This window comes from Azohydromonas australica DSM 1124 (genome assembly GCF_000430725.1).
In the GTDB taxonomy this organism is placed as follows: Bacteria; Pseudomonadota; Gammaproteobacteria; order Burkholderiales; family Burkholderiaceae_C; genus Azohydromonas; species Azohydromonas australica.
Genome location: NZ_KE387205.1, coordinates 350,054 through 372,162, shown reverse-complemented (window position 1 = coordinate 372,162; position 22,109 = coordinate 350,054). Strand labels below are relative to the sequence as shown.

Genomic DNA, 22,109 nt, shown 5'->3' with positions numbered 1-22,109 from the left:
CGCGAGATGCCCCGGCCGGCGCTCGAACGCGCCGGCTCCCCCTGCGGCGCCTGAAATGCGTGCGGCCAGCCCGTGGGGGCCGGCGCGGCAATGGCTGGCGATGCCATTGCCGCGATGCGGCGGCCTGCGTCCGCAGGCGCGGCGCCGGAATCGCCGCTGCGCCGCGGCAGACCTCAGGGCTTGGGCACCAGCATGTAGGCCCGCACGTTGCGCGCCCCGGTCTGCCCCACGCCCACGATGACGCCGCGGTTGTTGATGGCCGTGGTCTCGCCCAGCGCGTACCAGCCTGCCGCCGCGGCTTCGGGCAGCACGTCCAGCGCCACGGGCTGCGAGTTCTGCCACAGGCGGCCGCGCTGGCGCGGGTCGCCGCCGGCGTCGAACTTGTGGCCCACGGTCTGGCGCGCGTTGTTGATGGCGGCGGCCGAGGCCGGCGAGCCGTTGCAGCAGGCGTCGCTGCGCAGCCGCTTGAGCTGCGTGCCCACCAGCGTGAAGGCCTGGGTGTCGAAGCTCAGGCCGCCGGCCTTGTGCAGGGTGCCGGCGATGTCGCCGTTCCTGTTGATGGACTGCGGCACCAGGGCGTCGAAGCCCGCCGGCGGGCGCAGCAGCTGCGGCGCTTGGCCACTGAGCACGCGCACGCCCTGGCGCACCAGCACGCCCTCGCGCATCACCTCGCGGAAGCCCACGATGTCGCCGTTCTCGTTGATGCCCGTGGCCTGCGCGCTCACGCCGCCCCAGGTGCCCAGGTCCACCACCTTGCCGGCATGGAAGTAGGCCGCATGCACCACGCCGGGCGAGACCTCGGACCAGCCCACGATCTCGGAGCGGTCGTTGATCGCCGCGGCGTAGCTGCTGCCGCCCAGCGTGGGCAGCGGCGTGAGCGTGTTGCCCTTCCAGCGGAAGGCCTGCGTGGCCGCACCCTGCATGTACCAGCCCACCACCTCGCCGAGGGCGTTCACGCCGGTGGCCTTGCCGGGGCCGTCCGTGTATATCGGGACGGGCAATTTTCCCAATTCAAACAGCGCCGGCCTGAAACTGCCGTCGATATTGAAGGTGACATACCCGGCCGCCTTGCCGTTGCTGCTGACGCTGCGCGCGTCGCTCATGCCGCCTTCGACCGATCCCAATTCATGCACCGTATAGGCCGGCTGCGCCAGATTGGCGGATACCGGTGGTGATTCGCCCGAATTGGCGCCCAGGGCCGCCGGGCTGGCGTGCAGCAGCGTTGCGGCTGCCAGGAAATAGGCCGTCGAATATGCCGTGGTCTTGAGGTTCATGCTGCCTCCTATGCATGTCCTGGGAAAGCAGCGTAACGGTGCGTGAAAAATTGTCCAGTGTTCAACCAATTCCGAAGGTTGTTACTGACACGGCGAAATCGTTGGAGTATTTCGCGGGCGTGGGTGGAAAAGCCTGCACGGCTGAGCCGAATTTTTGCGTCGGTACCACGGAATCCGGATTTCCCCTGATTTGCGCATGGCGGCCCGCAAGTCCGGATGCTGGCCTTCCGGATGGAGCCTGGCGAGCTCCATGAGCCTCTTTCACCAAAAAAAACGAAGGCACTGCAACGCCTTGCGTGCGGCATGCCGTGCGCCTCTATTGAATTTATTTTCTTCCCGGAAATGAATGCCGATAAATGCGGTGGGTATTGGTGGTCATTCAGGAATCACCCGTTCCGAGTCAGGAGTGAGATTCGTGAAATAGTACCGCTGCTGGATGGTGTAAAAGTCGAGTGCATTGCGGGGTTGTTACATGCATCCTGTGGAATCAGGGAGAAGTGATACCGAGCCTGTATCCATGTTGCCGTATCAGGTTACCTGAGAAACATGCACTCACACTGCTGCTGCTTATTTCACGGTGGACGCCGCCGAAACAGTAGGCACGTCGCTTGAAAAGCCGGCTCGATAAAAAGGGCCGCAGGCGACACCCGAATCCAATCCCGTTTGAACTGCCCCAGTCTGCCGCAGCGTGAAACCGTTGCGGGCAGGCGGGAGCGTGCCCTAAAAACATTTTCGAATCTGGCGGCCATGAATATCCTGAAGTCCCCGTTCCAAGCGCGCCTGGCCCTGGCCGGCTCCCTGTTCTCCATGACCGTGATGCTGGCGGCCTGCGGCGGCGGCGCCGAAGATGCGTTCACGCCGGCTGCGAACCCCGAGGCTGCACAGGCCCTGGGCACCGCCTCGGTGGCCAGCGGCGAAGGGGCCACGGACAGCGGCGCGACGGCTCCAGCGCCCGAAGCGTGGGAGCTGGAGGACGACCCGGTGGAGTCGGCCCGGTTCCTCTCCCGCCAGCTGGCCCGGGCGGCAGCCACGCCCAGCGAAAGCGCGATGGCCGTCACGCCCACCGACACCCGCGTGAAGTGGAACCCCGGCCACTACATTGCCCTGCCGCAGCGCGACGAGGCGACGATCCAGAAGGTGATGGCGGAGATCAAGCCGCTGCCGCAGGTCAAGGGCCTGATCCTGCGCTACGAGTGGTCCAAGCTGGAGACGGCCAAGGGCGTCTACGACTTCTCGCGCATCGAGCACGACCTGGCCCTGGTGCAGGCCGCGGGCAAGCGGCTGTTCGTGATGGTCGGCACCAAGGTGTTCCACCCGGGCGGCCGCGCGGTGCCGGACTACCTGCACACCGCGGAGTACGAGGGCGGCGCCTACAAGATCGTCATCGCCGGGCGCGACGCCATCGGCAGCAAGGAGCGCTACGGCGAGAACGCCGCGCTGCACAACGTCAAGGTGCGTGACCGCTTCATCGCCCTGATGAACGCGATGGGTGCGCGGCTCAACAAGCACAACGCGCTCGAAGGCGTCACCTTCAACGAGACGGCCATGGGCCAGATGCTCGTGCCGCTGACCACGGCGCAGCGCGCCACCTACTTCGACAACCTGGCACAGACCGATGCCGCCGCCCAGCGCGCCTTCCCGAACACGGTGGTGATGCAGTTCATCAACTTCCCGCGTGCCTACATGCCGGGCCTCATCTCCAACATGGTGAGCAACAAGGTCGCGCTGGGCGGGCCGGACATCCTGATCGAGGACGCCGACCTCAACACCCACATCTATCCGATGTACGACCCGGCCAAGGGCAAGGTCGCGGTGGGCCCCTCGGTGCAGCCCGAGAACTTCGCCACCACCGTGCAGCACGGTGCCTACAACCCGCCCAAGATCAGCGACCTCTACAACTTTGGCCGCACCCGCCTGAGCGCCAACTACATGTTCTGGACCCGTGTGACCGCCGGCTCGCCCTCGCCCTACACGCGCACCCTGGACTTCTTCAAGTCCAGCGCCTTCCCCAAGGACGCCTCCGGCGGCCTGATCAGCACCTGCCCCTCGACCTACGCGTCGTGCGTGTCGAAGCTCTGATCGCCCGCTTGCGCGGCTGAACGAAAAAGCGGGCCTTCGGGCCCGCTTTGCGTTGGGGGCGCCGCCCTCACCCCGACAGGTTGCGCAGCAGCTGCATCAGCCGGCGCGGCGCCACCGGCTTGACCAGCACCTGGAAGCCGCTCTCGGTGGCGCGGCGCAGCTCCTCGTGCGTGGTGTCGCCGGTCACGAGCACGGCCGGCAGCTCGCAGCGCCAGTGGTGGCGCATGGCCTCGATGGCGGCGATGCCGTCCGGGCCCTCGCCCAGGTGCAGGTCCGACAGGATCAGGTCCGGCGGCAGCGCCTGCGTGCGCTGCGCCATCAGCGCCTCGCGCGCCGAGGCCGCCAGCACCACGCGGTGGCCCCACTCGCGCAGCAGCGCCCCCAGCGCCTCGCGGATCGGCTCCTCGTCCTCGATCACCAGCACCGTGCGCGAGGCGGCCTCGGGCATGGGCAGCGTGCAGTCGGGGCCGGCGGCGTCCTGCAGCGCATCGCGCTCGGCACGCGCCACGCCGACGCGGAACACCGTCCCCCGTCCTGGCTGCGACACCACGCTGAGCTCGTGGCCCAGCAGCTGCGCCAGCCGCTTGACGATCGCCAGCCCCATGCCCAGCCCCTGCGTGCGCGAACGGCCGCCGCGCCCCACCTGGTAGAACTCGTCGAACACCCGCGGCAGCTCCGCGGCGCCGATGCCCACGCCGGTGTCCCAGACCTCGATGTTCACGTGCGTGGCGGTGCTGCGCGCGACCACCACCACGCCGCCGTTCTCGGTGTACTTGAGCGCGTTCTGCACCAGGTTGGCCAGCAGCCGCTCCAGCAGCTGCGGGTCGCTGCACACGCACTTGCCGCCGGGCGAGAAGCGCAGGTTCAGCCCGGCCAGCTCGGCCTGCCCCGCGAACTGCATGTGCAGCCGCCGGAACACGTCGCGCAGCGGGAAGGTCTGCATGCTGGGCTCGATGCTGCCGGCATCCAGCCGCGACACGTCCAGCATCGCGTTGAAGGAGCGCTCCAGCGCCTCGATGCAGCGGATGAGATTGCGGATGTAGGGCTCGTCCTCGCTGCCGCGCAGCCGCTTCTCCAGCGTCGCGGCGAACAGCCCGATGGCGTGCACGGGCTGGCGCAGGTCGTGGCTGGCGTTGGCCAGGAAGCGGGTCTTGTCGCGGTCGGCCCGCAGCGCCTGGTCGCGCTCGGTGCCCAGCGCGCACACCTTCTCCTCGCGCTCCAGCTGCGCCGCGGCCAGCGTGCGCCAGTGGCGATGGCGGTGCAGCGCCATCGCGGCCACGGCCACGCACAGCAGCCCGCCCACGCCCAGCACGGCCATGGCACGCCCGGACTGCGCCCGCAGCGTCCAGGCCAGCGCCAGCGCGGCGGAGCCGGGCAGCAGCAGCGCCAGCATCACGGCCGGACCCAGCGGCGCCAGTCCGCCGGCCACGACGAAGGCCATCATCGCCAGCACGATGAGCAGCAGCCACTGCTCGGTCTCGCCTGCGGGCAGCCAGGCCATCAGGGCCAGCAGCCCCAGCGCCAGCCCCGTGACGCCCACGTAGGCGCGGTACACCGCGATCCGCGGCACCGGCGGGCCGCACAGCCAGTCCGGCCGCCAGGCCCACAGCAGCCACAGCGCGGCCGTGCACGACGCCCAGGCCAGCACGCCCGGGCTCCTGGGGCTGAGCACCAGCGCCACCGCCAGCGAGCCCAGCACGGCCGCCACCACGCCCGGCGCGGCCTGCAGCAGCTCGGCCCGGGCCAGGTCGTGCAGCCGGCGCTCCCGCGCGCGGCGCTCGGTCCAGGTCCGGGGCGCGGCGCCGGGCACCGGCTCCTGGCCTCCCACGGCGACAAAACTGCCCCGCGCCGCCCGGCCCGCCAGGGCAGCAGCGATATTCACGCCCGACATGGACCCTCCTCGGTGCGGCGCTCAGCGGAAAAGGCTGATCAGGTGGGAGCGGGATTTCACGTCCAGCGCCAGCAGCAGCGCCGACACGTAGTTTTTCACCGTGCCCAGCGACAGCGACATGCACTGGCTGATTTCCTGGTTCGCACAGCCCGAAAGCACCAGCTCCAGTATTTCGAGATGGCGCGGGCCCAGCTCGGAAACGCGGTCCATCAGCGCCGAAGCGGCAAAGCGTGGAAACAGCGCCGCATTCGGCGACATATTCGCTTCGCGTTTTCCGGGGCGGGCCTGCAGCAGCGCCTGCAGGGCGCGGCGCATGTCCTCCATGAGCGCGCCCTTGTGCACGTAGGCCGCGGCGCCCAGGGCCCGCGCCTGGCGCACCACGAACTCGTCGGCGGTGCCGCTGAACACCGCCACGCGGGCGCCGGGATGGCACTCCACGAAGCGGCGCAGCCCTTGTAAACCCTTGCAGTCGCTCAGGTTCAGGTCCAGCAGCACCGCATCGATGGGCGGCTGCCGGGCATAGACCTCCAGCGCATCGAGCAAGGTCACGGCTTCGAGCCATTCGATGCGCAGGTTGTCGATTTCCGCGTAGAGCGAGCGCACGCCGCAGCGGATCAATTCATGGTCGTCCACCAGCAGCACGCGGCGCTGGGACAAGGTTTCCCCCTCCGGCATGCCAAAACGGCCGGCCGAATGCACAGGCTGGGACTCGATGACGCAGTGCATATCTTCCCCCTCTCGAAACAATGGGAAAGCCAGGCGCCTGCTGTAATTCTCGCGCAGTCAGCTTTCCTGAAAGCTACACGCTAAAATCGTCAACAGGTTCAAGGTATTGTGTCCATGCGAAAAATAAAAACAAACACGATGAAGAGTTGACCCCGATTGGGGTTGAAATCCCCCAAAGGGGGATGAAAGAATTATGGTCCGATATTCCCACGACAGCGGGTGGGAATTTCACATGCGGTGCGGCGGCGTGATGCCGTGGCGCTTCATCTGCCGGTACACCGTGGCCCGGCACACGCCCAGCTCGCGCGCGGCGGCGCTGATGGCCCACTTGTGCCGGCGCAGCGCCTGCAGCAGCAGCTGCGCCTCGGCATCGTCATCGGGCTGCGTTGCGACGGGCAGCGCCGCCATGGCGGTCGTGGCGGGCGGCATCGCCACCGTGATGGCCAGGGTGCGCGCGGGCGGCGCGGCCTCCACCACCTCCAGCGGCAGCTCCGCCGGCGTCACGGGCGACTCGCCGGCCAGTGCCAGCGCATAGCGCAGCGCATTGCGCAGCTCGCGCACGTTGCCCGGCCAGCGGTGCGCCAGCAGCAGCCGCAGCGCCTCGTCCGACAGGCTGGCGCGCTCCAGCTGCATCTGCCGCGCCTCCTCGGCGAAGAGCGTGCGCACCAGGTAGTCCAGGTCGCTGCGCTCGCGCAGCGGCGGCAGGCGCAGCACCGCGCCGCTGAGGCGGTAGTATAGGTCCTCGCGGAACGTGCCCTGCGCGATGGACTGGCGCAGGTCGCGGTGCGAGGCGGCGATCACGTGCAGCTGCACCGGCACCGGCTTGTCCGCGCCCAGCGGCAGCACCTCCGACTCCGACAGCACGCGCAGCAGCCGCGTCTGCAGCTGCAGCGGCATGTCGCCGATCTCGTCGAGGAACAGCGTGCCGCCGTCACTCTGCGCGATCAGGCCCTTCATGCCCTTGCTGCGCCCGCCGGTGAAGGTGCCGGGCGTGTAGCCGAAGAGCTCGCTCTCGATCAGCGACTCGGGGATGGAAGCGCAGTTGACGGCCACGAAGGGCTTGTTGGCGCGGCGGCTGTGCGCGTGCAGCGCCTTGGCCAGCACCTCCTTGCCCGCGCCGGTCTCGCCCTGGACCAGCAGCGCCACGCCGCTGTCCACCAGGCGCCGGGCGTGGCCGATGAGCTGCTGCATCGCCGCGTCGTCGCCGGCCAGCCGCTCCAGCGGGCCGCGCGGCGGCACCGCCTCCTCCACCGCCTGCAGCCGCGGCGCCGGCGTGCGCAGCACCGAGGCGGCGCGGCTGCGCGGCGGGATCACGCTGGGGAAGAAGCGCTGGCCGTGGTGCGGGAAGCGCGTGGCGACCTCCGCCGCGCCGTGGCCGCGCGCTAGGCCCCACAGCACGTTGGGGCTGATGTCCAGGAGCTCCGTCAGCGGCGTGCCGATGAGCCCGGCGGCATCGCGGTCGCCGCGCAGCGTCTGCCAGAACTGCCGCCGCGCGCCGGTGTTGGCGCCGACGATGACGCCCTCCTCGTCGAAGGCCAGCATCAGCTCGCCCGACACGTCCACCAGCCCGCGCGAGCGGCCCAGGCGCAGGATCCAGTGATGGTCGAAGGCGCGCAGGAAGTTGGCGTCCTCGATCATCTGCGCGTACATGGTGGTCAGGTGCCACACCAGGTGCTGGCTGTCGCGCGCCTCGGCCGACTTCAGCGCCGACACGTCCAGCACGCCCAGCAGCTCGCCGTCGGGCGCGTACAGCGGCGAGGAGGTGCAGGTCAGCGAGATGTGCGTGGCGTCGAAGTGCTCCTCGCGGTGGCAGGTGATGGTGGTGCGCTCGATCAGGCAGGTGCCCACGCCGCAGGTGCCGGCATGGGCCTCGTTCCAGTCGGCGCCGATGTAGAGCCCGGCGCGCTTGAGCTGCGGCTCGGTGGCGGGGTTGCCGATGTAGTCCACCGCGATGCCGTCGGCGTCGGTGAGCAGCAGCATGTAGCCCAGGTCGGCCACGCGGCGGTACATGTCCTCCATGCCGGCGCGCGCCACGCGCAGGAAACCTTCCATGCGCTGGCGGTGCTCGCGCACCGCGGCCGAGGGCAGGATGCGCGCGGGCGTGGGCCGGGAGGGGTCCAGGCCATGCTGGCTCATGCAGCGGGCCCACGATTTGTGGAACAGCGATTCCGGACCCGCGGCCCGCACCGCCAGCGCACCGGTGCCGACGGCGATCACGTTGTCGATGTGTCGGGTCAGGGCGTTGGTCATGTGTTGTCTCCTCCTGTTGCCGGCCGCTGCCGCGGCCGGGCTCGCATCATCTGAGTGCGGGCTCCCAGGGAAAACAGCAATTACCCCGAAGCCGCCCGGGTGACTTGCAACCGGACGTGGAGCAACTGCGACAGCTGTGCTGCGACACCTGTCGCACGGCGATGGGGCCGCTGCAACAGGTCCGGGCCGCAACGGCCCGTGCGCGGCACGGTGCCGCCCGGGCGATCGCCCGAATCCGGCCGGCCGGCGCCACTTTTTCACGCGTGGCACAGGCCTTGCGGTTAGGGCCCCGTCCAGTTGACGGAGTGCCCGGACCATGTCGATGCCAGCGAAGAGCGGGGAAGTGTGCGTGGGGATCATCGCGAACCCGGTGTCCGCGCGCGACATCCGCCGCGTGCTCGTCAACGCCAGCAGCCCGCAGCTCGCCGAGCGCGTGAGCATCGTGCTGCGGCTGCTGACGACGCTGAAGTCGCTGGGCGTCGGCCGCGTGCTGGTGATGCCGGACAAGGCCGGCATCCGCGCCCTGCTCAACCGCCACCTGCAGCGCGAGCCGGCGTCGGGCGGCACGCTGCCCGCGGTCGAGTTCCTGAACATGCCGGTGAGCTCCAGCGTCGAGGACACCTTCGAGGCCGCGCGCCGCATGCGGGCCGCGGGCGTGCGCGCGCTGGTCGTGCTGGGCGGCGACGGCACGCACCGCGCGGTGGTGCGCGAGTGCGCGGACGTGCCCATCGCGGGCCTGTCCACCGGCACCAACAACGCCTTCCCGGAGCTGCGCGAGCCCACGCTGGTGGCCATGGCCGTGGCGCTGTTCGCCACCGGCCGTATCGGCGCGGACGAGGCGCTGGCCTGGAACAAGGTGCTGGAGGTGAGCATCGGCGAGCGCCGCCGCGACATCGCGCTGGTGGACGCGGTGATCAGCACCGAGCGCTGCATCGGCGCGCGCGCGGTGTGGAAGACCGAGCAGCTCAGCGCCGCCTACCTCACCTTCGCCGACCCGCAGTGCATCGGGCTGTCGGCCATCGGCGGCCTGCTGCAGCCGGTGGACCGGCGCACGCCGCAGGGCTTGGCCGTCACGCTGGCGCGCGACGGCACCGACGCGCAACTGACGCTGCGCGCACCCATCGCGCCGGGGCTGCTGGCCGAGGTGCCCATCGCGCACTGGGAGCCCATGGCGCCGGGCCGCGCCTTCGAGGTCGCGCAGGCCGGCGGCATCGTGGCCCTGGACGGCGAGCGCGAGCTTCCCTTCGAACCCGGCGAGCGCGTGCAGCTCACGCTGCGCCCGAACGCCTTTCCCACGGTGGACGTCACCCGCTGCCTGCAGCTCGCGGCGCAGCGGGGGCTGTTCCACCGTTCCCCAAGCAACCACTGACAGGAGACGAACCATGACTGTGAAACCCTTCCCGCTGGAGCGGCAGGCACTGCTGCAGTGCTACCGGACCATGCGCACCATCCGCGAGTTCGAGGAGCGGCTGCACGTGGACTTCGCCCGCGGCGACATCCCGGGCTTCGTGCACCTCTACGCCGGCGAGGAGGCCACCGCCGTGGGCATCATGAGCCACCTCGGCGACGGCGACCGCATCGCCAGCACGCACCGCGGCCACGGCCACTGCATCGCCAAGGGCGTGGACGTGGCGTCGATGATGAAGGAGATCTACGGGCGCAAGGGCGGCTCCTGCAACGGCAAGGGCGGCTCCATGCACATCGCGGACCTGTCCAAGGGAATGATGGGCGCCAACGGCATCCTGGGCGCGGGCGCGCCGCTGGTGTGCGGCGCGGCGCTGGCGGCCAAGTACCGCAAGAGCGGCGAGGTGGCGGTGTGCTTCGTGGGCGACGGCGCCTCCAACCAGGGCACCTTCCTGGAGAGCCTGAACCTGGCGGCGGTGTGGAACCTGCCCGTGCTGTTCGTGGTGGAGAACAACGGCTACGCCGAGGCCACCTCGCGCGACTACGCCACCGCGGTGGAGAGCTACGTGGACCGCGCCGCGGGCTTCGGCATCCCCGGCGTGGCCGTGGACGGCACCGACTTCTTCGCCGTGCACGAGGCCGCAGGCGAGATCATCAAGCGCGCCCGCGAGGGCGGCGGCCCGGCGCTGCTGGAGTGCCGCATGGTGCGCTTCTACGGCCACTTCGAGGGCGACGCCCAGACCTACCGCGCCGCGGGCGAGCTCGACGACATCCGCGCCAACCGCGACTGCCTCAAGAAGTTCGCCGCCGCCGTCACGAGCGCGGGCGTGCTGCAGGCCGGCGAGCTGCAGGCCATCGACCACGAGGTCCTGGGCCTGATCGAGGACGCGGTCAAGCAGGCCAAGGCCGCACCGCTGCCCACCGCTGCGGACCTGCTCACCGACGTGTACGTCAAGTACTGACGCGCGCACGTCGCCACGTTTTCAACGCATTCATTCACACAGCCATCCAGCCAGGAGACAGGACATGGCCAGGAAGATTTCATTCAAGCAGGCGATCAACGAAGCCATCGACCAGGAAATGGCGCGCGACCCGTCGGTGATCATGATGGGCGAGGACATCGTCGGCGGTGCCGGCGCCGAGGGCGAGAAGGACGCCTGGGGCGGCGTGCTCGGCGTCACCAAGGGCCTGTACGCCAAGCACGGCGACCGGCTGCTGGACACGCCGCTGTCCGAGAGCGCCTACGTGGGCGCGGCCATCGGCGCCGCGGCCTGCGGCATGCGGCCCATTGCCGAGCTGATGTTCATCGACTTCATGGGCGTGTGCTTCGACCAGATCTTCAACCAGGCGGCGAAGTTCCGGTACATGTTCGGCGGCAAGGCGGAGACGCCGGTGGTGATCCGCGCCATGGTGGGCGCGGGCTTCCGGGCCGCGGCGCAGCACTCGCAGATGCTCACGCCGGTGTTCTCGCACATCCCGGGCCTCAAGGTCGTGTGCCCGAGCACGCCCTATGACACCAAGGGGCTGCTGATCCAGTCCATCCGCGACAACGACCCGGTGATCTTCTGCGAGCACAAGAACCTGTACGGGCTCGAAGGCGAGGTGCCCGAGGGCTCCTACGCCATCCCGTTCGGCGAGGCCAACGTGGTGCGCGAGGGCGAGCACGTCTCCATCGTCACCTACGGGCTGATGGTGCACCGCGCGCTGGAAGCCGCCGCGGCGCTGGCCAAGGAAGGCGTGGAGGCCGAGGTGATCGACCTGCGCACGCTCTCGCCGCTGGACATGGACACGGTGCTCGACAGCGTGGAGCGCACCGGGCGCCTGGTGTGCGTGGATGAGGCCAGCCCGCGCTGCAACATCGCCACCGACATCTCCGCGCAGGTGGCCATGCACGCCTTCAAGGCGCTCAAGGCGCAGATCGAGCTGGTGTCGCCGCCGCACGTGCCGGTGCCCTTCTCGCCCACGCTGGAGGACCTCTACATCCCCAGCGCCCAACAGATCGGCGACGCCGTGCGCCGCACGCTCAAAGGAGGCAAGCAGTAATGACCGCAGCAATCACGCCCATCGTCATGCCCAAGTGGGGCCTGTCGATGAAGGAAGGGACCGTCATGTCGTGGCTGGTCGAGGAAGGAACCGAGATCACGGTGGGCATGCCGATCCTGGACGTCGAGACCGACAAGATCGCCAACGCCGTGGAGGCGGCCGACCCCGGCGTGCTGCGCCGCAAGGTCGCGCAGGAGGGCGAGCTGCTGCCGGTCAAGGCGCTGCTGGGCGTGATGGCGGGGCCCGAGGTGTCCGACGCCGACATCGACGCCTACGTCGCGGCCTACCAGACGCCTTCGGCCGACGACGAGGAGGATGCCGATGCCGCGCCCGCCTACCTGTGGACCGAGGTGGACGGCATCCGCGTGCGCTACGCCCGGCGCGGCGCGGAGAGCGGCACGCCGGTGCTGTTCATCCACGGCTTCGGCGGCGACCTGGACAACTGGCTGTTCAACATCGACGCGCTGGCGGAAGTGGCGCCCGTGATCGCGCTGGACCTGCCGGGGCACGGGCAGTCCGACGTGAAGCTGCCGGGCGCGAGCCTGGCGGCGCTGGCGGACTTCACCGCCCGCTTCCTGGACGCGCTGGACGTGCGGCAGGTGCACGCGGTGGGCCACTCCATGGGCGGCGCGGTCGCGTCGCAGCTGGCGCTGGCGCACCCGGCGCGGGTGGCCTCCGTCGCGCTGATCGCGCCGGCCGGGCTGGGCGAGGACATCAACCACGCCTACACCGAAGGCTTTGCCACGGCGGCGTCGCGGCGCGAGCTCAAGCCGGTGCTGGAGCAGCTGTTCAACGACCCCACGCTGGTGAGCCGCCAGATGGTGGACGACGTGCTCAAGTACAAGCGGCTCGACGGCGTGGAGCCGCTGCTGCTGTCGCTGAGCCAGGCGCTGTTCCCGCAGGGCCGGCAGGCGGCGCGGCCCGGGCTGGAGCTGGGCTCCGGCGGGCAGCCGGTGCTGGTGGTCTGGGGCACGGAAGACCGCATCGTCCCGGCCGCGCACGCCGCCCACGCCCCGCCGGGCGCGACGGTGGAGCGCTTCGAGGGCGCCGGCCACATGGTGCAGATGGAGCGCGCCAACGACGTCAACCGGCTGCTGCGCAAGCACGTGGGCGGCTGATCCGGCCGGCTGACTGACTCAAGCGCAGACTGGTCCCCGTCGCGCCCGTGCAGGCGGGTGCGGCGGGGATTCTTCTTTGGCGCCGTGAACGAGAAGACAAGGAGGCACCACCATGACGACGCACACCCTTTCTTTCGCGCCGCCGCGGCAGCCGGCTTTCGTGCTGCTGCCCGATGCCGGTCAGCCGCAGGACGACCTGGCGCTGGAGACGCGGCTGCTGGAGCAGGCCGCCGAGGGCGGCGCCTATGCCGCGGTGTGGGAATGCCGCCCCGCGCTGGTGGTGCCCGCCACCTACCGGCGTTTCGAGCGCTTCGAGGCGCTGTGCGAGCGCTTCGCGGCCGAGGGCTGGCCGGTGTCGGTGCGCCGCTCCGGCGGCGGGCTGGTGCCTCAGGGGCCGGGCATGGTCAACCTCAGCCTGGCCTGGCGCACGCCCGCGCGCATGGCCGACGCGATGGAGCCGGTCTACCTGGGGCTGTGCGCCCTGCTGCAGGAGGCTTTCGAGAGCTTCGGGCTGGACGCCCAGGCGCAGCCGGTGGAAGGCTCGTTCTGCGACGGCCGCTTCAACCTCGCGCTGGACGGGCGCAAGGCGGTGGGCACGGCGCAGTACTGGAAGCGCGCCAACGCCACGGAGCACGTGGTGCTGGCGCATGCCTGCGTGCTGGTGGACGCGGACCTGCCGCTGCTGGTGGGGCGGGCCAATGCCTTCGAGGCCCGGCTCGGCAGCGACCGGCAGTACCGGGTGGAGGCGGTGGCGAACCTGGTGCCGCCGGCGGGCTGGATGCCGGTGGACGCGGCGGGGCGGCCGCTCACGGCAGCGCATTTCGCGCAGGTGCTGGGGAGGATCGTGGCCGTGAGCAGTACGCCGTGTTGAAGGCAATGGGCCCCGGTCTCTGCATTCCCAGTAAAGCCTTCTGAGACGGACCCGGTGAATCGCCTTTGACCCCGAAAGCACGAGCCCCGCGGCCCCGCTTTGCGGCGCTCGTTTCCGCTTCAAGCGGCCCTGCATTAGCTTTGACGCGCATCGCATCAGGCAGGCAGGCAGCAGCGCATGGACCTTGAAGAAAGCACGATCCGGCACGCCCGGCCGGCCGCCCCGGTCGCGGCCTCCAGCGGCAACGCCCTGCTGGACCTCTTGCGCCGCCAGGCGCCGGTCGCGCTCCTGGACCAGGCCGAGCCCGTGGAGCTGCAGGCGGGCCGGCTGCTGCAGGCGCGCGGCGAGCCGGCGCCCTGGGCCTGGTTTCCTGTCGACGCGGTGGCCTCGGTGCTGAGCGTGATGCGCAACGGGCAGGCCCTCGAGGTCGCCATGGTGGGCGCCGAGGGCATGGTGGGTGCCGAAGCCTGCCTGGCGGAGCTGCCCGCCGGCCATGACGTGGTGGTGCAGATCCCGGGCCGCGCCTGGCGCGTGCCGCGCGAGACGCTGCACCAGGCCTGCCGCGAGGAGCCCGCGTGCCACGCCACCGCGCTGCAGTGCACGCTGGCGCTGCTGGCGCAGGCCACGCAGGGCGCTGCCTGCAACCGCCTGCACTGCATCGAGCAGCAGCTGTGCCGCTGGCTGCTCAGCGCCGCCGAGCGGCAGCGCGGCGAGGAGCTGCCGATGACGCAGGAACGCCTGGCCGCCGCGCTGGGCGTGCGCCGCGAGGGCGTGACGGAAAGCGCGCGCCGGCTGCAGGACGCCGGGCTGATCCGCTACAGCCGCGGCCGCATCCGCCTCACCGACCGCGAAGGGCTGGCCGCGCGCGCCTGCGAGTGCTACCACGCGCTGCGCGGCGTCTCTCTTGCGGGTGGAGCACGGTCATCCGCTCGCGCTCACGGTGCTTGCGTGGACAGCCAATTCAAATAGGCCACCAGCTCCCAGACCTGCTCCTGGGTGAAGGTCTTGCCCCAGGGCGGCATGATGTCCGTGCCGCGGCGGCCCTCGGTGATCACCTTGAAGGCCTCGGCGGGCACGAAGTCGCTGCGGCCCTTGAAGCTCGGTGCGCGCCCGCCCACGCCGCCGCTGCCGTGGCAGTAGGCGGCGCAGGTGGCGCCGAAGCGGCCCTTGCCGGCCTCGACGCGGGCCGGGTCGTCCAGGGAAAAGGGCGGCGTGTGGGCTGCCGGCGCGGCCACCGGCGCAGCGGCCGGCACGGCCTCGGCGCCGGCCGGCGGCGCGGCGGACTGCGCCAGCAGCGGCAGCAGGGCCGCCGCGGCCACCAAGCCGGCCGGCACGGCGCGGGTCAGGAGCGTGGTTACAACCATGGAAATGCTCATCGCGGAAACGGGAAAAAACGGAGGACGGCCGCGGACGGCCGCCCTCCCCAAGCGATGGCCGCACTCACCGGCCACCGCCATGCGCGAGGGGACGCGGCCGTTCAGTCGACCGTGAAGGCGATCAGCGCGGCGCCGCCGGGCAGGTCGCGGATCTGCGGGAAGGCGCCGGTGAGGAAGCCCGGCGCGTGCGAGCCGAGGCCGGTGGGGATCACGATGTATTGCTTGCCGTTGACGGCGTAGCTGATCGGGCCGCCGCGCACGCCGGAGCCGGCGTTGAACTTCCAGAGCTCCTTGCCGTTGTCGGCGTCGAAGGCGTAGAGGCGGCCCTGCATGTCGCCGGTGAACACCAGCCCGCCGGCGGTGGCCAGCGCCGAGCTCAGCGGCGGCAGCTCGAAGCGCACCTTCCAGGCCTGCTTGCCCGTGAGCGGGTCGAAGGCGCCCAGCCAGCCGTCGGCCTTCTTGCCCGGCGGGTCGGTCAGCGTGATCTCCGACAGCCCCAGCGACAGCATCCCGATGCCCGGCACCTCGCCCTGCTTGGCGCTGGTCACGGTGTTGCACACCTCCATGCCGTGCGAGTACCAGAGCCTGGTGTTCGGGTTGTAGGCGCCGTGGTTCCAGCTGCGCGCGCCCAGCAGGTTCGGGCAGTGCAGCTTCTGCTTGCCGGTCTCGGGGTGCACGGGGTCGATGGGCAGGCCGGTCTTCGGGTCCACGCCCTTGGCCCAGTTCATGTTCTCGGTGTACTGCCAGACGTTGCGGATGCCACCGTCCTGCGGGTTCATGACGTACACGAAGCCGTTCTTGTTCAGGTGCACCAGCGCCTGCTTGCCCTTGCCGTCGGGCACCAGCAGCGCCTCGTAGGCGGCGTCGAAGTCCCAGGTGTCGTTGGGCACCTCCTGGCGGTGCCACTTGACCTGGCCCGTCTTCGGGTCCAGCGCCAGCAGCGTGGCGGTGTAGAGGTTGTCGCCCAGGCGGTCGTCGCGGTTGAAGTCCGGCGCGGCGTTGCTGGTGCCGATGTAGATGGTGTCGCTGCCCGGATCGTAGGTGCCGGGCAGCCAGGCCGAGCCGCCGCCCTTCTTGCGGCTGTCGCCGGGCCAGCTCTTGGGGTCGTCGCGCGGCACCTCGAAGGTCCAGGCGCGCTCGCCGGTGTCGGCCTTGACGGCGAAGATCTTGCCGACGGTGGGCTGGTCGCCGCCCGTGGTGCCGCCAAAGAGGATGTCCCCGGCGAGCTGCGGCGGCGAGGAGAACAGCGCGCCGTACTCGTTCTTCATGTCGCTGAGCTGCGTGGACCACAGCGGCTTGCCCGTCTTCTGGTCCAGCGCGATGAAGCGCCCGTCCAGCGTGCCGATGAACACCTTGCCCCGCCCGACGGTCACGCCGCGGCTGGCCGAGCCGTAGAACACCTCCTTGACGATCGGGTCCAGCTTGGGCGCATAGCGCCACAGGATGCGGCCGCTGGCGGCGTCGAGCGCGAAGACGTTGTTGTCGGCGGCAATGGTGTAGAGCACCCCGTCCACCACGATGGGCGTGGCCTGCAGGCCGTGCGTGATCACGCCGGGCTGGTGGATCCAGGCCACGCGCAGCCGCGACACGTTGCGCTTGTCGATCTGCGTGAGCGGGCTGAAGCGCCAGGCGTTGTGGCTGCGGTGGTACTGCGGCCAGTTGTCGGGATCATCGAAGCCCGGTCCGCTGCCCGCCGCGCCGGCCGGCATGCCGACCAGCAAACCGATGGCGCACAGCGCGCCCGCGGAACTCCACCCCTTGATGCTGCCGAACAGGTTCTTCACGGCTTGTCTCCTGGAAGCTCGTTGTTTGCGGAAATCGCAGGCGACCGTGGCCGCCGTGAACAGAACCGCAGCTTCCATGCCATGAAACGCAGCGCGCATGAAACGCCGCCGGCGCCGGGCGAGGCGGGGCGGATGTGCCCGGCACGCAAGCGCCGGGCGGCGACAGGTGTCGCATGCAACGGTGGCGCCGGCGCGACAGCTGTCGCTGCGACAGGCGCCCGGACGCGCAGCCTCAGGCCAGGGCGGACTCCAGCGCCTGCAGCACCTCGCCCACCGCGCCGCGGCTGGCCAGGCCCACGGCGGGACTGGCCTTCAGCACGGCCTCGAACACCGCGCGCACGTCCTCGGCCGTGACGGCCTCGATCTGCGCCACGGTTTCCTGCGCGGCGATGAGCCGCCCGTGCACGAAGAGCTGCTCCGCCGCGGCCTCGATGGCGCTGAAGGGCCGCTCCTGCTTGTGCACCGCCTGCACCAGCAACTGGTTGCGCGCGCGCTCCAGGTGCTGCGGCGCGATGCCCTCGGCCTGCTGCTTGAGCAGCGCGCCCACGGTGCGCATGTACTCCAGCAGCTTGTCGGGCTGCGTGATGGCGTCGATGACCAGCAGCCCGTGCACGTCGCTGAGCTCGGCCTCGCTGGCCACGTGGTAGGCCAGGCCGCGGCGCTCGCGCACCTCGTCCACCAGCGGCGCGCTCATGCCGCCGCCGAAGAGCGTGGCGGCCAGCGCGCCGGCCTGGTGGCCCTGCTTGAGCGTGGGCAGCGGCAGTCCGATGGAGCTGTAGACCTGCGAGATGCCCGCGCGCCGGCGCGACTGCAGCCCGCCCAGGTGCTCCGCGGCCTCGCCGCGGTTCTCCTCGCCGCGCGGCAGCGCGCCGAAGAGCCGCTCGGCCGCCTGCTCGACCTGCGCCGCGTCCACCGCGCCGCCGGCGGCGACCACGACGTTGGCGCCGGCGTAGTGGCGGCGCACGTAGTCCACCAGGTCCGCGCGCGTGATGCGCTCGATGTGGCGCTTGGTGCCGATGATGGGCCGCGCCAGCGGCTGCTTGCCGTAGGCCGCCACGTCCAGCAGCTGCGACACGACGGACTGCGGGTCCTCCTCGTACTCGATGAGCTCCTGCAGCAGCACCTCGCGCTCGCGTTCGATCTCGGCCTCGGGGAAGGTGCTGTGCAGTACCACGTCGGCCAGCATCTCCAGCATGCGCGTCGCGTCGCGGCCCAGGCCGTTGAGGTAGTAGACGGTGGTGTCCTTGGAGGTGTAGGCGTTCATGTCGGCGCCGATGCGCTCGGCGTCGAGGTTGATCGCCTGCACGTCGCGCGTGGCCGTGCCCTTGAAGGCCATGTGCTCCAGGAAGTGGGAGATGCCGTTGAGCTTGGCGCTCTCGTTGCGCGAGCCCGTGCGCACGAACACCGCGACGCTGGCGCTGCGCAGGTGCGGCATGGGGATGGTGACGACGCGCACGCCGTTGTCCAGGGTGGTCAGGACGGGGGCCGCGGCGGGGCGGGAATGGGTGTCGGGGGTATTGCTCACGCGCCGATTGTTGCAGCGCGCCGGCCCCCGCTGCGGCAGCACAGGATGCGGGCGCCGCCACCGCCCCGCGCGCGGCGAGCGCCGGGGCGGGGCGTCACCGCCTCACTTCACCAGCCCGGCCTCCTGGCGAAAGAGGTTTTCCATCTCCTGCCGCACGCGCACGTCCTCGCGCGCGGCGTCGAAGCTCACGTCGCTCCAGCGCACCGGCTCGCCGGCAGGGACGTCGCGCTGCAGCACCATGCCGTGTGCCAGCCCGATGGGCAGCAGGCCCTGGCGCAGCGCGTCCGCCGCGGGCAGCAGCCGGCCGTAGACCGTGAAGCCGCCCTCGCCGTCCAGCCGCTCGCCCGCCTTGAGTTGCCGCTTGGCGGTGGCGGCCACGTCGCCGCGCCACGCGCCCGTGGCGCCGGTGGCCTCGCCGCGCAGCGCGATGCTCGCCACCGAGATGCCCAGCTCCAGACCGATGAGGTGGTAGGGCTTGTACATCGCCGCGTAGCGCCCGCTGGCGTCGGTCTTGAGCCCGTACTGCGCGAAGCAGTCGCGCACGTAGGGAGTCGGCGCCTCGAACACCACGTACACGCCCCAGCGCAGGTCGCGGAACACCGGCCGGCCGTCGCGCTCCAGCGAAGACACCACTTCCACGCTGCCGCGCCGCTCCAGCATCCCGCCGTCGGCCACGGGGCGCAGCACGGTGGGCAGGTCGTCCACGCCGCAAGGCGGGAAGGCCAGGCCGGCGCTGGGCGGCGTGAGGTCGCAGGCGTTGGCCACCGCCGCCATCTCCAGCGCGGACTTGGTGCCGTCGAGGAAGGAATTGAACATCTGGGCGTTGAAGTCGCCGCCGGCCACCTGCTCCGCGCTGAAGCCGTAGTGGCCCCACACCGTCTCGGGCGTGGACTGGTGGTAGCCGGGCAGGTACTTGGTGCCCTTGCCCGCGCACACCACCTCCAGCCCGATGCTGCGCGCCCAGTCCACCATCTCGGCGATCAGCGCCGGCTGGTCGCCCGAGGCCATGGAATAGAGCACGCCGGCCTCGGCGGCGCGCCGCGCCAGCAGCGGGCCGGCCAGCACGTCGGCCTCGACGTTGACCATCACCACGTGCTTGCGATGCTCGAAGCAGCGCAGCGCGTGGCGGATGCCGGCCGCGGGGTGGCCGGTGGCCTCGATCACGACGTCCACCGCGTCGCTGGCGATCAGCGCCTGGGCGTCGTCGGTGACGCAGGTGCTGCCCTGGCGCAGCGCCTCGTCCAGCGACGCGGCAGCATGGCGCGCCGGCTCCCAGCCCACGCGCGCCAGCGCGGCGTGGGCGCGCGCGGGCGAGAGGTCCGCCACGCCCACGAGATGGATGCCCGGCGTGCGCGGCACCTGCGACAGGTACATGGAGCCGAACTTGCCGGCGCCTATCAGGCCCACGCGCACCGGTCTGCCGGCCGCGGCACGGGCCTGGAGTTTCTGGAACAGCGACATGAGAGGTGTCTCCTTGTTCATCGAAGCGGGGTTCTGCGCCCCGCCGGGAGACACCTTAAGCCAAGCCGGCACGGCGTCCGGCGGGCACGGCTTCGGCGCTACGCCATGCGCGCCACCTGGCCCAACAGCCCGACCGGCGGCACGGCCGATCCGCGCGTGAAGGACTTGGCCGACAACGCCCTGACGGCGGAGCGCCACTGGACCTTCACCACGCGCTGAGCGTCCTGGCACGCCCGGGCCGTGTGTTTCTTGGCGACCGGACTCTGAGGCCCTCCGGGTCAACAAATTGCTGCACCTGCACGCGAATCGCGGAGGAAGACGCCATGACACCCAGCTCCATTCACGCCTGGACTTCCCGCCTCGCCGCCGCCCTGAGCCTGGCGTTGCCGCTGGCCGCTGCCGCGGCGCCCGGCGCGGAGGACGCCCCCCAGGGGCCGGCCGCCGAGGCCCTGCGCCAGAACGGCCCCTTCATGGCGCACCTGCTGCTCACGCCGGACGAGGCGGCGCTGCGGCGCGGCTGGGCCGAGGCCGTGGCGGCCGGCGCGGGCGTGCAGCCGCGGCTGGAGATCACCGACACGGCGGCGCCGGGCCAAAGCGTCAGCGCCGTGGTGGTCTTCACCGGCTGCGCGCCCGGCGCCGCGGGCCACTGCGACGTGGCCGTGGAGTACGCGCTGCAGAAGCGCGGCGGCATGCCCGCGGCGCTGGGCAGCGGCGTGCTGTGGTCCCAGCCGCCGCACACGCCGCGCTTCATGCTTGGCAGCACCTCGCTGAAGCTGGCCTTCGGGGCGCCGGACCGCGGCGCGCAGCTGCGCGTGCTCGCCAAGGTGACCGACCGCGTCGCCAGGCGCTCGGTGGAGCTGGCGGCGCCGTTGAAGGTGGAGTGAGGAAACGAATGGAGAAGCCCGGCATGCACACCGCTCGCCCCACCGGTCGCCGCCGGCTACTGGCGGCGTGGGTTGCACCTCTCCTGGCCATGGGTCTTGCGAACGTCCTTCCCGCCGCCGCCCAGACTGCCTCCAGCGACCCCTGGGCGGCGCTGCGCGAGGACGGCGCCATCGTGCTGTTCCGCCACGCCGAGGCGCCGGGCATTGGCGATCCGGGCGGTTTCAGGCTGGGGGACTGCACCACGCAGCGCAACCTCAGCGAGGCCGGCCGCAAGCAGGCGCGGCGCAGCGGCGAGTCGTTGCGGCAACAGCGCATCCCGGTCGGGGCCGTGTGGGCCTCGCAGTGGTGCCGCACCCGGGACACCGCCGCGCTGATGGACCTGGGGCCGGTGCGCGAGGAGCCCGCCTTCAACTCCTTCTTCGACGAGCGCGGCGATCAAGCCGCGCAGACGGCCGCCGCGCGCCGCAAGTTGCTGGACTGGCACGGCCCCGGCGCGCTGGTGGTGGTGACGCACCAGGTCAACATCACGGCGCTCACCGGGCTGGGCGTGGCCTCGGCCGAGGGCATCGTGCTGCAGCGGCGCGGCGACACGCTGGCCGTCACGGGGCGTATCGCGCCGCCACGGTAAGCGGCCCTGGTGCCAAAAAAGCACTTGGCAGCCGCACGACGACTCCATACGGACTGCGAAATACGCCGCACCGGCCAAGCTGTTTGGGCTGGGGGCAGCGCAATATTGCACCTCGCCGCGGCACTTCAGTGCGCACGGCCCCATCGGGGCCGGCAAATGAGAAAACCGGCTCCGGACATCGCGCCGGCGCGTCCACCAATGTCCGGTTCCTTGCCTTCAAGGCACGGCATTTCCAGGGCAGCGAATTCAGCCGGCGGTTTTACGGCCCAAAGCAGCGCGGCCCTGATATTTCTTCAGGGCCGCAACCGAAAGTCAGTTCGCCGTCAGGATTCCGCAGTATGCCAATTTTCGATGGCAAGCCTCGCAACCCGGACCGGCATGGCACAAATTCAGGCCGCCTCGTACCGTGCAACCTGGCCGATTTTCCAGTGGATGGCGAAGGCGACGGCGTCCACCACCAGCACGACCAGCATCTTGAACAGGTTCAGCTGGCCGTCATGGCGCTCCACGCGCAGCGTCTGCTTGAGCTCGCCCAGCCGCTGGCGCGTGAGTTCCTCCCGGGGAAGCGTCTTCAAGACGACCTCGGCCTGCGCCGGGTTCGGATGCGCGGCGCGGACGTACGATTCGTTGGACAGGTAGCGCTCGTAGTGATGCCGGTTCAGCGTGAATTGCGGGCTGATGATCTGGACGGCGTCATGAATGGCCAGCGCCGCGACGAACACGAAGCACACCACGGCAAAGAAGCACACCGTCAGCGCATAGATTTCCAGGATGCTCTTTCTCATGAACGGAAT

General features: G+C 70.7%; 18 protein-coding genes. 9 read left to right on the top strand and 9 right to left on the bottom strand.

Annotation, left to right across the window (positions count from 1 at the left end):
- Positions 1–173 precede the first annotated feature (173 nt).
- A complete protein-coding gene (locus H537_RS0125625) occupies positions 174–1,274 on the bottom strand; it encodes a hypothetical protein (protein WP_029000124.1) in 1,101 nt (366 codons plus the stop codon).
- A gap of 747 nt (positions 1,275–2,021) precedes the next feature.
- Between H537_RS0125625 and H537_RS45530 the strand changes: the two genes are divergently transcribed.
- Positions 2,022–3,353 (top strand): hypothetical protein, encoded by a 1,332-nt coding sequence (locus H537_RS45530; protein ID WP_051243254.1) that lies wholly within the window; start codon positions 2,022–2,024, stop codon positions 3,351–3,353.
- 67 nt (positions 3,354–3,420) lie between these two features.
- On the opposite strand, the gene H537_RS45525 is transcribed toward H537_RS45530, so the two are convergent.
- The 3 genes from H537_RS45525 to H537_RS0125605 all read right to left on the bottom strand — a co-directional run bounded on the left by H537_RS45525 (position 3,421) and on the right by H537_RS0125605 (position 8,220).
- On the bottom strand, positions 3,421–5,244 hold the full coding sequence (locus H537_RS45525) for an ATP-binding response regulator (protein ID WP_051243253.1): 1,824 nt from the start codon (positions 5,242–5,244) through the stop codon (positions 3,421–3,423).
- Between the two features lie 21 nt (positions 5,245–5,265).
- Positions 5,266–5,901 carry a response regulator gene (locus tag H537_RS0125610; protein WP_169517093.1) on the bottom strand — a complete coding sequence of 212 codons (636 nt, stop codon included), beginning with the start codon at positions 5,899–5,901 and terminating at the stop codon, positions 5,266–5,268.
- A 297-nt stretch (positions 5,902–6,198) separates the two neighbouring features.
- Positions 6,199–8,220: a sigma-54-dependent Fis family transcriptional regulator gene (locus H537_RS0125605; RefSeq protein WP_029000122.1), complete on the bottom strand. Its 2,022-nt coding sequence runs from the start codon at positions 8,218–8,220 to the stop codon at positions 6,199–6,201.
- A 316-nt stretch (positions 8,221–8,536) separates the two neighbouring features.
- Here H537_RS0125605 and H537_RS0125600 point away from each other — a divergent pair, with 316 nt between their 5' ends.
- The 6 genes from H537_RS0125600 (at position 8,537) to H537_RS0125575 (ending at position 14,625) form a co-directional block, all read left to right on the top strand.
- On the top strand, positions 8,537–9,589 hold the full coding sequence (locus H537_RS0125600) for an ATP-NAD kinase family protein (protein ID WP_029000121.1): 1,053 nt from the start codon (positions 8,537–8,539) through the stop codon (positions 9,587–9,589).
- A 13-nt stretch (positions 9,590–9,602) separates the two neighbouring features.
- The gene (locus H537_RS0125595) at positions 9,603–10,586 is read left to right on the top strand and encodes a thiamine pyrophosphate-dependent dehydrogenase E1 component subunit alpha (protein WP_029000120.1); all 984 of its coding nucleotides are present in this window, start codon (positions 9,603–9,605) and stop codon (positions 10,584–10,586) included.
- Positions 10,587–10,650: 64 nt separating this feature from the next.
- Positions 10,651–11,667, top strand: coding sequence for an alpha-ketoacid dehydrogenase subunit beta (locus tag H537_RS0125590; protein ID WP_029000119.1), 1,017 nt, complete (start codon positions 10,651–10,653; stop codon positions 11,665–11,667).
- Entirely contained in the window at positions 11,667–12,785 is a 1,119-nt protein-coding gene (locus H537_RS0125585) for an acetoin dehydrogenase dihydrolipoyllysine-residue acetyltransferase subunit (RefSeq protein ID WP_029000118.1), read from the top strand. The genes H537_RS0125590 and H537_RS0125585 overlap by 1 nt, the downstream gene beginning before the upstream one ends.
- 112 nt (positions 12,786–12,897) lie before the next feature.
- Positions 12,898–13,656 (top strand): lipoyl protein ligase domain-containing protein, encoded by a 759-nt coding sequence (locus H537_RS0125580; RefSeq protein ID WP_029000117.1) that lies wholly within the window; start codon positions 12,898–12,900, stop codon positions 13,654–13,656.
- Positions 13,657–13,833: 177 nt separating this feature from the next.
- Complete coding sequence (locus tag H537_RS0125575; RefSeq protein WP_051243251.1) at positions 13,834–14,625, top strand: Crp/Fnr family transcriptional regulator; 792 nt, start codon at positions 13,834–13,836, stop codon at positions 14,623–14,625.
- On the opposite strand, the gene H537_RS0125570 is transcribed toward H537_RS0125575, so the two are convergent.
- From H537_RS0125570 to H537_RS0125555, 4 genes are all read right to left on the bottom strand, one after another.
- Positions 14,592–15,020 (bottom strand): c-type cytochrome, encoded by a 429-nt coding sequence (locus H537_RS0125570; RefSeq protein WP_211235076.1) that lies wholly within the window; start codon positions 15,018–15,020, stop codon positions 14,592–14,594. The two genes, H537_RS0125575 and H537_RS0125570, sit on opposite strands and share 34 nt — an antisense overlap.
- A gap of 113 nt (positions 15,021–15,133) precedes the next feature.
- Positions 15,134–16,816: a pyrroloquinoline quinone-dependent dehydrogenase gene (locus H537_RS0125565; RefSeq protein ID WP_043459979.1), complete on the bottom strand. Its 1,683-nt coding sequence runs from the start codon at positions 16,814–16,816 to the stop codon at positions 15,134–15,136.
- Positions 16,817–17,048: 232 nt separating this feature from the next.
- Entirely contained in the window at positions 17,049–18,341 is a 1,293-nt protein-coding gene (locus H537_RS0125560) for a M16 family metallopeptidase (protein ID WP_051243250.1), read from the bottom strand.
- Between the two features lie 102 nt (positions 18,342–18,443).
- Positions 18,444–19,802, bottom strand: coding sequence for an NAD(P)H-dependent oxidoreductase (locus tag H537_RS0125555; RefSeq protein ID WP_029000112.1), 1,359 nt, complete (start codon positions 19,800–19,802; stop codon positions 18,444–18,446).
- 323 nt (positions 19,803–20,125) lie between these two features.
- Between H537_RS0125555 and H537_RS0125545 the strand changes: the two genes are divergently transcribed.
- Together H537_RS0125545 and H537_RS0125540 are read left to right on the top strand one after the other, a co-directional pair.
- Positions 20,126–20,686, top strand: a complete 561-nt coding sequence (locus H537_RS0125545) for a hypothetical protein (RefSeq protein ID WP_029000111.1) — start codon at positions 20,126–20,128, stop codon at positions 20,684–20,686.
- Between the two features lie 23 nt (positions 20,687–20,709).
- A complete protein-coding gene (locus tag H537_RS0125540) occupies positions 20,710–21,315 on the top strand; it encodes a histidine phosphatase family protein (RefSeq protein ID WP_238446798.1) in 606 nt (201 codons plus the stop codon).
- A gap of 389 nt (positions 21,316–21,704) precedes the next feature.
- Here the strand turns inward: H537_RS0125540 and H537_RS0125535 are convergent, their stop codons facing one another.
- Positions 21,705–22,100 (bottom strand): hypothetical protein, encoded by a 396-nt coding sequence (locus tag H537_RS0125535; RefSeq protein WP_029000109.1) that lies wholly within the window; start codon positions 22,098–22,100, stop codon positions 21,705–21,707.
- Positions 22,101–22,109: the final 9 nt, after the last annotated feature.

Coding starts and splice junctions, on each gene's coding strand:
- H537_RS0125625 (WP_029000124.1), bottom strand. CDS start 1,274: ATGAACCTCAAGACCACGGCATATTCGACGGCCTATTTCCTGGCAGCC.
- H537_RS45530 (WP_051243254.1), top strand. CDS start 2,022: ATGAATATCCTGAAGTCCCCGTTCCAAGCGCGCCTGGCCCTGGCCGGC.
- H537_RS45525 (WP_051243253.1), bottom strand. CDS start 5,244: ATGTCGGGCGTGAATATCGCTGCTGCCCTGGCGGGCCGGGCGGCGCGG.
- H537_RS0125605 (WP_029000122.1), bottom strand. CDS start 8,220: ATGACCAACGCCCTGACCCGACACATCGACAACGTGATCGCCGTCGGC.
- H537_RS0125600 (WP_029000121.1), top strand. CDS start 8,537: ATGTCGATGCCAGCGAAGAGCGGGGAAGTGTGCGTGGGGATCATCGCG.
- H537_RS0125595 (WP_029000120.1), top strand. CDS start 9,603: ATGACTGTGAAACCCTTCCCGCTGGAGCGGCAGGCACTGCTGCAGTGC.
- H537_RS0125590 (WP_029000119.1), top strand. CDS start 10,651: ATGGCCAGGAAGATTTCATTCAAGCAGGCGATCAACGAAGCCATCGAC.
- H537_RS0125585 (WP_029000118.1), top strand. CDS start 11,667: ATGACCGCAGCAATCACGCCCATCGTCATGCCCAAGTGGGGCCTGTCG.
- H537_RS0125580 (WP_029000117.1), top strand. CDS start 12,898: ATGACGACGCACACCCTTTCTTTCGCGCCGCCGCGGCAGCCGGCTTTC.
- H537_RS0125575 (WP_051243251.1), top strand. CDS start 13,834: ATGGACCTTGAAGAAAGCACGATCCGGCACGCCCGGCCGGCCGCCCCG.
- H537_RS0125570 (WP_211235076.1), bottom strand. CDS start 15,020: ATGGTTGTAACCACGCTCCTGACCCGCGCCGTGCCGGCCGGCTTGGTG.
- H537_RS0125555 (WP_029000112.1), bottom strand. CDS start 19,802: ATGTCGCTGTTCCAGAAACTCCAGGCCCGTGCCGCGGCCGGCAGACCG.
- H537_RS0125545 (WP_029000111.1), top strand. CDS start 20,126: ATGACACCCAGCTCCATTCACGCCTGGACTTCCCGCCTCGCCGCCGCC.
- H537_RS0125540 (WP_238446798.1), top strand. CDS start 20,710: ATGCACACCGCTCGCCCCACCGGTCGCCGCCGGCTACTGGCGGCGTGG.
- H537_RS0125535 (WP_029000109.1), bottom strand. CDS start 22,100: ATGAGAAAGAGCATCCTGGAAATCTATGCGCTGACGGTGTGCTTCTTT.